Source organism: Streptomyces albus subsp. albus, assembly GCF_000719865.1.
Classification (GTDB): Bacteria; Actinomycetota; Actinomycetes; order Streptomycetales; family Streptomycetaceae; genus Streptomyces; species Streptomyces albus_E.
The window spans coordinates 1-13,619 of the sequence record NZ_JOID01000056.1 but is presented as its reverse complement, the minus strand read 5'-3'; the positions used below and the strand labels follow the sequence as shown (position 1 = coordinate 13,619).

The window sequence follows — 13,619 nt, the reverse complement described above, 5'->3', positions numbered from 1 at the left end:
CCCACACCCACACCCCCCTCCTCCACACCTGGGGACACGACCCCGACACCGCCCCCCACTGGCCCGAACTCCACCAAAACCTCCCCACCGTCCGAGCCCACCTCGAACAACTCCTCGCCCCCGGCAGCCACTCCACCCCCTACATCGGCCACCTCGACAACACCCCCATGAGCTACTGGGAGCTCTACCGCGCCGACCTCGACCCCCTCGCCCACCACTACCCCGCGAAACCCCACGACGCCGGACTCCACCTCCTCCTCGGCCCACCCCACTACCGCGGCCGCGGCCTCGGCCCCCACCTCATCCGCGCCGTCTCCGACCACCAACTCACCACCGACCCCCGAGCCACCCGCGCCATCGCCGAACCCGACACCCGCAACACCCGCTCCCTCCACGCCTTCCAGCGCGCCGGATACCACCCCGCCGGCGAACTCCACCTCCCGGACAAAACAGCCGTCCTCATGATCCGGGAACGCCCCGCCGACACCCCGCACAACAACTCCGAAGCCACCCACGACAGACCGCGAAACGCTCATCGGAGCAGCACCCCGCACTTTTAACGAATGGTCAGCAGGCCTTCACCGAAAGCTTGACCAGCGGTCACCACAAGCCAAATCAGCTACCCACCGGTACGTCATAAGGTCGACCCCATGCGCCGAGCGAAAATCGTCTGCACACTGGGCCCCGCCACAGACTCATACGACCAGATCAAAGCCCTCATCGACGCCGGAATGAACGTCGCCCGCCTCAACCTCAGCCACGGCACCCACGCCGAACACGAAAACCGCTACCACCACATCCGCAAAGCAGCCGACGAAACCGGACGCAGCGTCGGAATCCTCGCAGACCTCCAAGGCCCCAAAATCCGCCTCGGCCGCTTCCGCGAAGGCCCCGTCCTCCTCGAACGCGGCGACGAATTCACCATCACCACCGACGACATCCCCGGCGACCAGCACACCGCCTCCACCACCTACACCGGACTCGCCGCCGACGTCAGCCGCGGCGAACGCATCCTCATCGACGACGGCCGCGTCACCCTCGAAGTCACCAACGTCGAAGGACCCCGCGTCCACACCATCGTCATCGAAGGCGGCCTCATCTCCGACCACAAAGGAATCAACCTCCCCGGCGTCGCCGTCTCCGTCCCCGCCCTCTCCACCAAAGACATCGAAGACCTCCGCTGGGCCCTCCGCACCGGCGCCGACATGATCGCCCTCTCCTTCGTCCGCAACGCCCACGACGCCGACGACGTCCACCGCGTCATGAAAGAAGAAGGCCGCCGCATCCCCGTCATCGCCAAAATCGAAAAACCCCAGGCCGTCCACAACCTCGAAGAAATCGTCGCCGCCTTCGACGGCATCATGATCGCCCGCGGCGACCTCGGCGTCGAAATGCCCCTCGAAACCGTCCCCATGGTCCAAAAACGCGCCGTCAAACTCACCCGACGCAACGCCAAACCCGTCATCGTCGCCACCCAAATGCTCGACTCCATGGTCGACGCATCCCGCCCCACCCGCGCCGAAGCCAGCGACGTCGCCAACGCCGTCATGGACGGCACCGACGCCGTCATGCTCTCCGGCGAAACCAGCGTCGGCAAACACCCCGCCCAAACCGTCCGCACCATGTCCCGCATCGTCCAAGCCGCCGAGGAAAACCTCCTCGCCCAAGGCCTCCCACCCCTCGTCACCACCCACAAACCCCGCACCCAGGCCGGCTCCGTCGCCCGCGCCGCCGCCGAACTCGGCGACTTCCTCGACGCCACCCACCTCGTCGCCTGCACCCAATCCGGCGACACCGCACGCCGCCTCTCCCGCTACCGCTCACCCATCCCCCTGCTCGCCTTCACCCCCGACCCCGCCACCCGCGCCCAACTCAGCCTCACCTGGGGCGTCGAAACCTTCCTCACCCCCAAGGCCGGCTCGACGGACGAGATGATCGCCCAGGTCGACGCGGAACTCCGGCGCATCGGCCGCTGCCGGGAAGGCGACATCGTCGTCATCACCGCCGGCTCCCCGCCCGGCGTCCCCGGCACGACGAATCTGGTCCGCGTCCACCGCACCGGCGAGGACGCCGCCGCCACGGCGTGACGCTGCCCGGCGCCGACGCGCCCCGCGCAGACGCGGCGCGACGCGGCGCCCGGCCGGGAACGGGCTCAGTGCTTGGGCCCGATGTGCTCGTCCATGAGCGCCACATCAGCCCGCCGCGCGACGGAGATGTTGAACGGCTTGCCACCCCGGGTGCAGTGCGTCCAGGTGATCCCGAGCCGGTCGAGGGTGTCCGTGTAGAGCTGCCGGATGTCGTCGGATGTGTTGGTGAAGAAATACCGGGGATATTCATACCGCTTCCGCTCACCGCGGACGACTTTGGTCGTCCAGTTGGTGACCCGGCAGCCATCGGAATGCACCAGACCGCACAGAAATTCCCAGGGGTGGGCGTCGACGATCTCTTGCTGCCATGCTTCGAGGGCGATGGCGCGCTCGTGCTTCTTTCCCGGCCCGTGCTGCGGGAAAAGGCAGACCCAGTGCTTCGTGAACGACTTCACTTCCACACAGCCGTTTCTGTAACGGCGCCGCACTCGGGGGTGCGCCATGACGTCTCGCATAGCCTTCTCGGCTTCATCAACGAGCCCTGTCCAGGACGCGGTACAGAAGATTGACAAATGGTGCTGCTTTTTCCTGGAGACGATGTGCCCGTCGCCAAGGTAGAGGCCCAACAGGTACGAGTAGGCCTCGTGATCGACGGGTTCCCCTGTGCAGCGAGGGCAGTCGGATGTTCTTTGCGGGGAGGGCTCGCCGCGCTTTTTGCGGTCCTCGTGCCGCCACCAGCTGACCGTTCCGAGAGGGGCGCCGAGTTTCTTTGCCACGACGTGGTTGGGCACGCCGCTCCGCATGAGATCGACAGCTTCTTGCCTGACCGATGATGCGTATTTGCTCACTCACCCAGCGTCGCACCTTCCTTCGCCGGAAGAGTGGAACGGGAGTTTTTTCACGCGAATGGTGAATTCCGCTTAAATGTGGTGCCGGGTGCGGGACTCGAACCCGCACGCCCTTTCAGGCAAAGGCTTTTGAGGCCTCCGTGTCTACCATTCCACCAACCCGGCCGGACAGCACGGACAGCTTACCCTGTGGGACCGGACGACGTCCCACAGGTAGGCTCAGGGAGCACTACCTGCCTGGAACGAGGAGACCCGTGAGCGCCGCCGAGCCCGAGCAGCCCGTTGCCGACGAGCAGTCGCACGTCCCGCCGACCACCACCCGTGTGGTCATCGCCGAGGACGAGGCTCTGATCCGTCTGGATCTCAAAGAGATGCTGGAGGAAGAGGGCTACTCGGTCGTGGGAGAGGCCGGGGACGGCGAGAAGGCCGTGGAGCTGGCCCGTGAGCACCGGCCGGATCTGGTCATTCTCGATGTGAAGATGCCGGTGCTGGACGGGATCTCGGCGGCGGAGCAGATCGCGGCGGAGAGTATCGCGCCGGTGTTGATGCTGACGGCGTTCTCGCAGCGGGAGCTGGTGGAGCGGGCGCGGGATGCCGGGGCGATGGCGTATCTGGTGAAGCCGTTCAGCAAGAGTGATGTGGTGCCGGCGATCGAGATGGCGGTGTCGCGGTTCACGCAGTTGAAGGCGCTGGAGTCGGAGGTCGCGGATCTCACGCAGCGTCTGGAGACGCGGAAGCTGGTGGACCGGGCGAAGAGTGTGCTGCAGACGCAGTACGGGTTGTCGGAGCCGGCGGCGTTCCGGTGGATTCAGAAGACGTCGATGGACCGGCGGTTGTCGATGCAGCAGGTGGCGGAGGCGATCATCGAGGACGCCGAGGAGAAGCGGCAGCAGCAGCAACAGGAGCAGCAGGGTTGAGTGTTGCTCCCCGTGCGGCTGTTGGCCGTGCGGGGAGATGTGGACGGTGAAGGGGCCCGCGGCCGGTTCGGCTGCGGGCCCCTTCTGTGTGTGGTGCGGGTGTGGGGGGTGGTGGGTCAGTCTTCGCCGAGGTAGGCCTTGCGGACGGATTCGTCGACGAGGAGGTCCTGTCCGGTGCCGGAGAGGACGATCTTGCCGATTTCCATGACGTGGCCCTGGTCGGCGAGGGAGAGGGCGGCCTGCGCGTTTTGTTCGACGAGCAGGATGGTGGTGCCCTGTTCCTTGAGTTCGCTGATGGTTTCCATGATCTTCTGCATCATGATGGGGGAGAGGCCCATGGAGGGTTCGTCCAGCATGAGCAGTTTGGGCTGGGACATGAGGGCGCGGCCCATGGCGAGCATTTGCTGTTCGCCGCCGGAGAGGGTGCCGGCGGGTTGTTTGCGGCGTTCGCCGAGGATGGGGAAGCGCTCGTAGGCGCGTTCGATGTCTTGGGCGATGCCGGCGGTGTCGCGGCGGAGGAAGGCTCCGAGTTGGAGGTTTTCCGCGATGGTGAGCCGGGGGAAGATGTGGCGTCCCTCGGGGGAGTGGGCGAGTCCGAGTTCGACGATTTTGTGTGCGGGGACGCCGTTGAGCGGTCTGCCGTCGAACATGATCTTGCCGCTGAGGGGTTTGAGCAGTCCGGAGAGGGTGCGCAGTGTCGTCGTTTTACCGGCGCCGTTGGTGCCGATGAGGGTGACGATCTGGCCGGCTTCGACGCTGAAGGAGATTCCTTTGACGGCTTCGATTTTGCCGTAGGCGACCCGCAGGTCCTCGACTTCGAGCAGTGCGGTCATGCCTTTTCTTCTCCCTTGGTGCCGGTGCCGCCCGGGGTGTCGTTGGTGCTGGTTCCGGGGGTGTCCGTTTCCGCCTGTGGTGTTTCCGTTTCGGCGGTGGTGTGTCCGGCGTGTGCTTCGGCTGCTGCGACTTCGGCGGCTTCTTCGGCGCCGGGGGCGCCTTCGTAGGGGGTGCCGAGGTAGGCGGCGACGACGCGTTCGTCGCTTTGGACGACGGCGGGGGTTCCTTCGACGAGTTTTTTGCCCTGGACGAGGACGGCGACGCGGTCGCAGAGGTTGAAGATGAACCGCATGTCGTGCTCGATGACGAGGACGGCGATGCCCTGGTCGCGGACGGCGAAGACGAGTTCCTGGGTGGCCATCGTCTCTTGGGGGTTCATGCCCGCGGTGGGTTCGTCGAGGAGGAGGAGTCCGGGGTCGCTGGCGAGGGCGCGGGCGATTTCGAGCTTGCGCTGTTCGCCGTAGGGGAGGTTGCGGGCGAGGTGGTCTCGTTTGGCGGCGAGGCCGGTGAATTCGAGGAGTTCCATGGCCCGGGCTTCGGATTCGCGTTCCGCTTTCTTGAAGCGGGGGCCGCGGATGAGGGCGGAGAAGAGTCCTTCTTTGGTGCGGGTGTGGCGGCCGACGAGGACGTTCTCCAGGACGGTCATGTTGGGGAAGAGCCGGATGTTCTGGAAGGTGCGGGCGATGCCGGCCTGGGTGACGAGGTGGGAGCGGTGGGGGAGGACTTTGCCCTTGTAGGCGACGGTTCCCTCGGTGGGGATGTAGAGGCCGGTGAGGCAGTTGAAGAAGGTGGTTTTGCCGGCGCCGTTGGGGCCGATGAGGCCGACGATCTCGCCGCTGTTGACGGTGAGGGCGACGTTGTCGACGGCGGTGAGGCCGCCGAAGCGCATGGTGACGCCGGTGGCTTCGAGCACGGGGCTCGTGGGGGCCGCGCCGGGGGTGGGGGCGGCGGGTGTGGTGGTGTCGGTGGTCATGTCGTCAGGCCTCCGCCTTGCCGAGGCCGGCGGTGCCGCCGGGTGGGGTGCCGTTGCCGTTGGTGGTGTTGCGGGTGCCGGTTTCCGTACCGGTGCCGTCTCCGTTGCCGTTGCCGTTGCCGTTGGTGTCCGTCAGGACGGTCGCGTCGGGCACGTCGAGTTGTCCGGTCTCGTGGAATTCCAGTTGTTTTCTGCGGTCGGCGACGAGGCCCTCGGGGCGGAAGCGCATGAGGAGGACGAGTGCGAGGCCGAAGAAGAGGAGCTGGTATTCGCCGATGAACTGGAGTTTGGCCGGGATGAGGAAGAGGAGCGCGGCGCCGATGAGGGGTCCGCCGACGGTTCCCATGCCGCCGAGGATGACGGCGGCGAGGAGGAAGGCGGAGTTGGGGGGTACGGCTTCGACGAATTTGTACTGTTCGGGGTCGATGGAGGAGACGGCGTGTGCCTGGACGGTGCCGGCGAGTCCGGCGAGGGTGGCGCCGAGGGCGAAGGCGATGAGTTTGAAGCGGAAGGCGTTGATGCCCATGGCGCGGGCGGCGGTTTCGTCTTCGCGGATGGCGACCCAGGCGCGGCCGATGCGGGAGGCGTCGGAGCGGCGGAAGACGGAGACGACGATGACGGTGACGAGCAGCATCAGCCAGAAGTAGTTGGCCGACCGGGTGAAGTCGAATCCGAGGAAGCTGTGGGATTCGCCGAAGTTGAATCCGAGGATTTCGAGGTCGGGGATCTGGGGGATGCCGGTGGAGCCGTTGGTGACGGCGGGTCCGGAGATGCCGTCGAGGTTTTGCATGCCGATGCGGAAGATTTCGCCGAAGCCGAGGGTGACGATGGCGAGGTAGTCGCCGCGGAGGCGGAGGGTGGGGGCGCCGATGAGGACGCCGAAGATGAGGGAGACGAGGGCTCCGGTGAGGACGGCGGCCCAGAAGGGGAATTGGATGCCGAGGCTGGAGAAGGGGGAGCCGGAGACGAGTGCGGCGGTGTAGGCGCCGACGCCGAGGAAGGCGACGTAGCCGAGGTCGAGGAGGCCGGCGAGGCCGACGACGACGTTCAGTCCGAGGGCGACGGTCGCGAAGATGAGGATGTTCGCGGCGATGGAGGTGAATTGGTTGTCGCTCTGGAGGAAGGGGAATGCGGCGGCGGCGACGAAGGCGGCGGCGATGGAGATGTTGCGGTGGCGTGCGGTGAGTCGGCTGACGCGGCGGATGAGGCCGGCTTTGGAGAGGGCGGGTACGGCGAGGCCGGTGAGGAGGAGGAAGCCGATGAAGAGTTCGCCGTATTCGGTGGCGATGCCGTAGGTGAAGACGTAGAGGAGGACGGCGAAGGCGGCGGCGATGAGGAGGATCTCGGCCCAGGAGGGGAGGTCCTTGGCGCGGCCGGGTGCCGGTGCCTTCATGGTGTGGCGGAGCCGCTGGAGGGGGGTTGCGGCGGGTCCCTCGGGGCCGGTGGGGGTGTCGGCGGGGAGGCCGAGGGCTGCTGCGGCGGTGAGGAGGGAGGCGAGGGCGGCGAGCCAGCCGCCGGGTTCGAGGTTGACGAGGCCGCCGAGGGTGACGGTGATGGCGGCGATGGCGTACCAGGTGGTGGCGAGGGTGCCGAGGGCGAGGAGGAGGACGGGGCTGTTGGTGCCGCCGGGGGTGAGCCAGCGGAGGCCGCGGATGCCGTGTCCGGAGAGGAGGAAGAGGAGGGTGAGGAGGGAGCCGGTGAGGGTGAGGACTTGGAGGCCGCCGGGGTAGCCGGTGACGGTGAGGTTGCCGGGGAAGGCGGCGGTCCAGGTCCAGGCGAGGAAGGTGCTGGCGAGGGTGAGGGCGGCTCCGGCGGCGGTGCCGATGCGGGCGGCGCCGGCGGGGAGGGGGAGGGTGCCCGGGGTGGTGGCCGGGGCGGTGGTCTTGGGGGTGGTGTGCGTTGTGGTCATGGTGTTCACGCCCTGTCCGCGACGCGTTCGCCGAGCAGGCCTTGTGGCCGTAGCAGCAGGACGAGGATGAGGAGGACGAAGGCCCAGACGTCCTTCCAGGCGCCGCCGCCGAAGAGTTCCATGCCGGGGATGAATTCGATGTAGGCGGTGGCCATGGCTTCGGAGAGGCCGAGGACGAGTCCGCCGATCATGGCGCCGTAGATGTTGCCGATGCCGCCGAGGACGGCGGCGGTGAAGGCTTTGAGTCCGGCGATGAAGCCCATTTTGAATTCGACCTGGCCGTATTTGAGGCCGTGGGCGATGGCGGCGATGGCGGCGAAGGCGGCGCCGATGGCGAAGGCGGTGACGATGATGCGGTCGGTGTTGATGCCCATGAGTTTGGCGGTGTCGGGGTCCTGCGAGGTGGCCTGCATGGCGCGGCCGGTGCGGGACTTGGCGACGAAGAGCGCCAGGGTGATCATGCAGATGGGGGCGGCGGCGATGAGGAAGAGTTCGCCGCGCTGGACGGAGAAGGCTCCGAGGTCGATGGGGCCGCCGTCGAACTGGGGGAAGGGGCGGGCTTTCTTGGCGTCGGGGTAGAAGGCCCAGATCGCCTGCTGGAGGGCGATGGAGAGGCCGATGGCGGTGATGAGGGGGGCGAGGCGGGGTCCGCCGCGCAGCGGGCGGTAGGCGAACCGTTCCGCTCCGACTCCGACGAGGACGGAGGCCAGCATGCCCATGAGGAGCATGAGCGGCAGGGCCAGGGCGATGGAGGTTCCGTCGGGGAGGAGGAGCCAGGCGGTGAGGGCTCCGAATCCGCCGATCATGAAGATCTCGCCGTGGGCGAAGTTGATGAGCTGGACTATGCCGTAGACCATGGTGTACCCGATGGCGATCAAGCCGTACATCGCACCGAGGATCAGGCCGTTGGCAAGCTGCTGCGGCAGATCGTGCACCGCTGGGCCTCCGAGTATGGGTGGTGGATACGGCTGCGCGGGGGCGCTGGTGGCGCCCCCGCGCAGCTGTAGTGGAGCTTCGGGTGGGCGGGTGTGCCCGGGGGGATCAGCCCTGGTATTCGCCGGTCTTGACGACGGTGTGCTCGCCGTCCTTGACCTGGTAGAGGGAGAGCTGCTTGTTGGTGGTGTCGCCGTATTCGTCGAAGGCGACGGCGCCGCTGACGCCTTCGAAGGAGACGTCCTGGACGGCCTTGACGACTTCGCTGCGGGCCTTGTTCATGTCTTCGGGGAGCTTGCCGTCGTTGTTCTCGGCGACGGCCTTGACGGCCTGGATGATGGCCCAGACGCTGTCGTAGGCGTAGCCGCCGTAGGCCTCGTAGGGCAGGTCGTAGCCGGCGGCCTCGTAGTCCTTCATGAAGGCTTTGGCGGTGTCGAGGGTTTCGAGGGGGGCGCCGACGGAGCTGGCGAAGTCGCCTTCGGCGTTCTTCTTGGCGAGCTTGATGTATTCGCCGCTGAAGAGGGCGTCGCCGCCGACGACGGGGATCTTGGCTCCGGCCTTCTTGATCTGGTCGGAGAGGGGGGCGCCGGCCGGGTATTCGCCGCCGTAGTAGACGAAGTCGGCGTCGGAGTTGCTGACCTTGGTGGCGATGGCGGAGAAGTCGGTGTCTTCGGGGTTGACGTGGTCGGTGCCGACGACCTTGCCGCCGAGCTTGACGAATTCGTCCTTGAAGGTGCCCGCGAGGCCGGCTCCGTAGGTCTTCTTGTCGTCGATGACGAAGACCTTCTTGAGCTTCTTCTCTTCGTACATGTACTGGGCGGCGTAGGGGCCCTGTACGGCGTCGGTGGTGGAGGTGCGGAAGTAGGTCTTGAAGGGGCGGACCTTCTTGCCGCTGCGCCAGTCCTTGCCCTGGGTGAGTTCGGGGGCGGTGTTGGCGGGGGATATGAGGGCCATGTCGGCGTTGTCGAACGCCTTCTGCATGGGCGGGGCGACGTTGGAGTTCAGCGGGCCGATGGAGGCGATGGCCTGCTTGTTGTCGATGATGCGGTTGGCGTTCTGCTGGCCGGTGCCGGGCTGGGCTACGTCGTCGAGGGCGAGGATCTTGAAGGTGACGCCGTCGACTTCTTTGTTCTTGTTGGCGATCTTGGTGGCGAGTTCGGCGGAGTTCTTGATGCCCTGGCCGAGGGCGGAGAGCTTGCCGGAGAGCGGGGCGTCGACGCCGATGACGACGGTGGTGTTGCCGTCGTTCCCGCCTCCCGCGCTGTCGTCGCGTGAGCCGCAGGCCGTGAGTGTGAGTGCCCCCGCGGTGACCGCGGTGGTGATGATGATCAAGGAACGTTGACGCACGTTCTGTCCTTTCCCCTGGCGCGGCCTTCTCGCCTGAGTGGGCCGTGTGCGTTGCCGGGCGGGGGCAGTGCGCTTGGTGGGCATTGCGGTGTCGCACCCGGCGGCGCGGTAACTGGCGGTGAATATATGGGGATGAGCTACGGCCGGGCAGAGGGCTGGAGAGGATGTGACTCTCTTGTTATGCCCGGTGTGTCTTCGGGGGTCGGTGTGGGGGGTGTGCGGGCTGCCGGTGGGGGGCCGCTCGGGCAGCGGACGGCGCGGAGGCGGTGATTCCGCAGTTCGGCCGGTGGATTGACGGGCCGGGTGGCGGTGAGGAGTCCGCATATCGTGCACGCGGTCGGGAGGAGGGGCCGGTGGTGTGGGGTGGTCGCGGTCCGGCGGGGAACCGTACGGCTCGAACGTTACGCAGTGTTACGACTGGGTGAGTGGACCGGACGTTTCGGACACGGTCTGTGGAGGACCGGGGGACCGGAGGGCCGCGGGAGGGGCGGGGGTGGCGGAACCGGTGCCTGCGCCGAAAATCGGTGCGGCGGCTGGCGGCTGGCGGCTGGCGGCGGGCGCCGGGGCGTGGCGCGCGGTGGCGGCGCGGCCGGCCCGGTGTCCGGGCGGGAAGGGGACGGACGGTCGCCGCGGCGCGGGGGCGGGCCGGGTGCCGTCGTCCCCGGCCGGTGGGGACGGCCGGGGACGGGCGGAGCGGGAGGGGGATGGCGCGGGCCGGCGGGGCGGATGGTTCGCGCCGGCCGGAGGGCCGGCGTCAGCTGGCGGGGGCGCCCTTGAGCAGGCAGGTGAGCCGGGCGCTGCAGACCCTCTTGCCGTCCTCGTCGGTGATGACGGTCTCGTAGGTCGCGGTGGTGCGGCCGCGGTGGACGGGGGTGGCGACGCCGGTGACGATGCCGGAGCGGACGCCCCGGTGGTGGGTGCAGTTGAGGTCGACGCCGACGGCGAGTTTGCGGGTGCCGCCGTGGAGCATGGCGCCGATGGAGCCCAGGGTTTCGGCGAGGACGGCGGAGGCGCCGCCGTGCAGCAGGCCGTAGGGCTGGGTGTTGCCCTCGACGGGGAGGGTGCCGACGACTCGCTCGGGGGAGGCTTCGCGGATCTCCAGGCCCATGCGCGCGCCGAGGTGCCCGGCGGAGAACAGGGTGGTGAGGTCGATGCCGAGGCCGGCGTACTCGTCCAGGATCTCCTGGGGGAAGGTGATCTTGCTCTGCTCACCCATGGGGCGCGGCTCCGGTTCTCTGAGGGGCCCGGCCAGGGGGTTTCTCCGGCCGGTGTGGTGTGCACCGTCCTATCAGGACTGCCGGGTGGGCGCTGTGCCGGGGATCACGGGCGGGCGGGGTGGCCGTCGCGTTCTCCGGCCGGCGGGGTGGGTTCGAGGCGGATGACGACGGATTTGCTGGCGGGGGTGTTGCTGGTGTCGGCGGTGGCGTCGAGGGGGACGAGGACGTTCGTCTCGGGGTAGTAGGCGGCGGCGCAGCCGCGGGCGGTGGGGTAGTGGACCACGCGGAAGCCGGGGGCGCGGCGTTCGGTGCCGTCGGTCCATTCGCCGACGAGGTCGGCGTAGGAGCCGTCGGGGAAGCCGAGGGTGCGGGCGTCGTCGGGGTGGACGAGGACGACGCGGCGGCCGCCCTTGATGCCGCGGTAGCGGTCGTCGAGTCCGTAGATGGTGGTGTTGTACTGGTCGTGGGAGCGGAGGGTCTGCAGCAGCAGCCGGCCCTCGGGTACGCGGGGGTGGGTGAGGGGGGCGGCGGTGAAGTTGGCCTTGCCGGTGGCGGTGGGGAAGCGGCGGTTGTCGCGCGGGGCGTGCGGCAGGGTGAAGCCGCCGGGCCGGGAGACCTTGGCTTCGAAGTCCTCGAAGCCGGGGACGACGCGGGAGATCCGGTCGCGGATGAGCCGGTAGTCCTGTTCGAAGTCTTCCCAGGGTGTGCGGCTGCGGGTGCCGAGGACGCGGCGGGCGAGGCGGCAGACGATGGCGGGTTCGGAGAGCAGGTGGGGGCTCGCGGGTTCGAGGCGGCCGCGGGAGGCGTGCACCATGCCCATGGAGTCCTCGACGGTGACGAACTGTTCGCCGCTCGCCTGGTGGTCGCGTTCGGTGCGGCCGAGGGTGGGGAGGATCAGGGCCCGGGCGCCGGTGACGACGTGCGAGCGGTTGAGTTTGGTGGAGACGTGGACGGTGAGCCGGGCGCGGCGCATCGCGGCTTCGGTGACGTCGGTGTCGGGTGAGGCGGAGACGAAGTTGCCGCCCATGGCGAAGAAGACCTTGGCGGTGCCGTCGCGGAGGGCGCGGATGGAGCGGACGACGTCGTAGCCGTGGTGGCGCGGGGGTGTGAAGCCGAATTCCTTTTCCAGGGCGTCGAGGAAGGCGGGGGCGGGGCGTTCGAAGATGCCCATGGTGCGGTCGCCCTGGACGTTGCTGTGGCCGCGGACGGGGCAGACGCCGGCGCCGGGGCGGCCGATGTTGCCGCGCAGCAGCAGGAAGTTGACGATTTCGCGGATGGTGGGGACGGAGTGCTTGTGCTGGGTGAGGCCCATGGCCCAGCAGACGATGATGCTCCGGGCGTCGAGGACCATCCGCAGCGCGGCGTCGATGGCGGCGCGGTCGAGGCCGGTGGCGCGCAGGATGTCGTCCCAGTCGGCGGAGCGTGCGGTGGCGGCGAACTCTTCGTAGCCGTGGGTGTGTTCGCGGATGAAGGCGTCGTCGACGGGGGCGGGGCCGGTGCGGGGGGCGCCGGCCGGGGTGCCGGCCGCGGTGGTGTCGGCGGCTTCGAGGAGGAGCCGGTTGAGGGCGCGGAAGAGGGCCTGGTCGCCGCCGATGCGGATCTGCAGGAAGAGGTCGGTGAGGGGGGTGCCGCGGCCGGCGAGGCCGCGGGCGGTCTGCGGGTTCCGGAACCGTTCCATGCCGGCTTCGGGCAGCGGGTTGACGGTGATGATGCGGGCGCCGGCGGCCTTGGCCTGTTCGAGGGCGGTGAGCATGCGGGGGTGGTTGGTGCCCGGGTTCTGGCCGGCGACGATGATGAGGTCGGCCCGGTGGAGGTCGTCGAGGAGGACGCTGCCCTTGCCGACGCCGAGGGTCTCGGTGAGCGCGGAGCCCGAGGACTCGTGGCAGAGGTTGGAGCAGTCGGGCAGGTTGTTGGTGCCGAACTCGCGGGCGAAGAGCTGGTAGAGGAACGCCGCCTCGTTGCTGGTGCGCCCGGAGGTGTAGAAGACGGCTTCGTCGGGGGTGGAGAGGGCGCCCAGTTCCTCGGCGATGATGTCGAACGCGCGCTCCCAGGGCACGGGTTCGTAGTGGGTGGCGCCCTCGGGGAGGTACATCGGCTGGGTGATCCTGCCCTGCTGGCCGAGCCAGTAGCCGCTGCGGCCGGCGAGGGAGGCGACGGAGTGGGCGGCGAAGAAGTCGGGGGTGACGCGGCGCAGCGTCGCCTCCTCGGCGACGGCCTTGGCGCCGTTCTCGCAGAATTCGGCGGTGTGCCGCTTGTCGCCCTCGGGCCAGGCGCAGCCGGGGCAGTCGAAGCCGTCCTTCTGGTTGACCTTGAGGAGGGTGAGGGCGGTGCGGCGGACGCCCATCTGCTGTCCGGCCATGCGCAGGGTGCGGCCGACGGCGGGCAGCCCGGCGGCGGCGCGGGGCGGGGGTCCGACCTCGGGCGCGTCCTGGACCGGGTCGCTTGCGGGCGGCTTGCCTGCCATGGCTTCTCCCTCGGGCTGGCTCCCTCGCGGGCGGCGGGTGTGTGCGGTCGATCCTCCCACGGGGTGCGGACAGGGGGGCCGGTGCGGCGG

Annotated in this window: 11 protein-coding genes and 1 tRNA gene; 3 read left to right on the top strand and 9 right to left on the bottom strand. The window is 68.7% G+C overall.

Features of this window, described 5'->3' with window-relative positions:
• A partial coding sequence (locus tag IF83_RS0129030; protein WP_051723520.1) for a GNAT family N-acetyltransferase occupies nucleotides 1-560 on the top strand: 560 nt, incomplete at its 5' end.
• A gap of 90 nt (nucleotides 561-650) precedes the next feature.
• Nucleotides 651-2,087, top strand: coding sequence for a pyruvate kinase (gene pyk, locus IF83_RS0129025; protein ID WP_030549284.1), 1,437 nt, complete (start codon nucleotides 651-653; stop codon nucleotides 2,085-2,087).
• Nucleotides 2,088-2,152: 65 nt separating this feature from the next.
• On the opposite strand, the gene IF83_RS0129020 is transcribed toward pyk, so the two are convergent.
• A complete protein-coding gene (locus IF83_RS0129020; RefSeq protein ID WP_394297397.1) occupies nucleotides 2,153-2,890 on the bottom strand; it encodes a helix-turn-helix domain-containing protein in 738 nt (245 codons plus the stop codon).
• A 124-nt stretch (nucleotides 2,891-3,014) separates the two neighbouring features.
• Nucleotides 3,015-3,100: transfer RNA gene (locus tag IF83_RS0129015), tRNA-Leu, on the bottom strand.
• An 89-nt stretch (nucleotides 3,101-3,189) separates the two neighbouring features.
• On the opposite strand from IF83_RS0129015, the gene IF83_RS0129010 reads away from it, so the two are divergent.
• A complete protein-coding gene (locus IF83_RS0129010) occupies nucleotides 3,190-3,852 on the top strand; it encodes an ANTAR domain-containing response regulator (protein WP_030549282.1) in 663 nt (220 codons plus the stop codon).
• A gap of 116 nt (nucleotides 3,853-3,968) precedes the next feature.
• Here IF83_RS0129010 and IF83_RS0129005 read toward each other — a convergent pair whose 3' ends face one another.
• The 7 genes from IF83_RS0129005 to IF83_RS0128975 form a co-directional block, all read right to left on the bottom strand.
• Nucleotides 3,969-4,685 (bottom strand): ABC transporter ATP-binding protein, encoded by a 717-nt coding sequence (locus IF83_RS0129005; protein WP_030549281.1) that lies wholly within the window; start codon nucleotides 4,683-4,685, stop codon nucleotides 3,969-3,971.
• On the bottom strand, nucleotides 4,682-5,659 hold the full coding sequence (locus tag IF83_RS0129000; RefSeq protein WP_030549280.1) for an ABC transporter ATP-binding protein: 978 nt from the start codon (nucleotides 5,657-5,659) through the stop codon (nucleotides 4,682-4,684). The genes IF83_RS0129005 and IF83_RS0129000 overlap by 4 nt, the downstream gene beginning before the upstream one ends.
• A 4-nt stretch (nucleotides 5,660-5,663) precedes the next feature.
• Complete coding sequence (locus IF83_RS0128995) at nucleotides 5,664-7,568, bottom strand: branched-chain amino acid ABC transporter permease (RefSeq protein ID WP_078844003.1); 1,905 nt, start codon at nucleotides 7,566-7,568, stop codon at nucleotides 5,664-5,666.
• 5 nt (nucleotides 7,569-7,573) lie between these two features.
• Nucleotides 7,574-8,503 carry a branched-chain amino acid ABC transporter permease gene (locus IF83_RS0128990; protein ID WP_030549276.1) on the bottom strand — a complete coding sequence of 310 codons (930 nt, stop codon included), beginning with the start codon at nucleotides 8,501-8,503 and terminating at the stop codon, nucleotides 7,574-7,576.
• Between the two features lie 106 nt (nucleotides 8,504-8,609).
• Entirely contained in the window at nucleotides 8,610-9,848 is a 1,239-nt protein-coding gene (locus IF83_RS0128985) for a branched-chain amino acid ABC transporter substrate-binding protein (RefSeq protein ID WP_030549274.1), read from the bottom strand.
• A gap of 754 nt (nucleotides 9,849-10,602) precedes the next feature.
• Nucleotides 10,603-11,064, bottom strand: a complete 462-nt coding sequence (locus IF83_RS0128980; RefSeq protein ID WP_030549272.1) for a PaaI family thioesterase — start codon at nucleotides 11,062-11,064, stop codon at nucleotides 10,603-10,605.
• A 104-nt stretch (nucleotides 11,065-11,168) separates the two neighbouring features.
• Nucleotides 11,169-13,529, bottom strand: coding sequence for an FdhF/YdeP family oxidoreductase (locus IF83_RS0128975; protein WP_037681951.1), 2,361 nt, complete (start codon nucleotides 13,527-13,529; stop codon nucleotides 11,169-11,171).
• Between the last annotated feature and the right edge of the window lie 90 nt (nucleotides 13,530-13,619).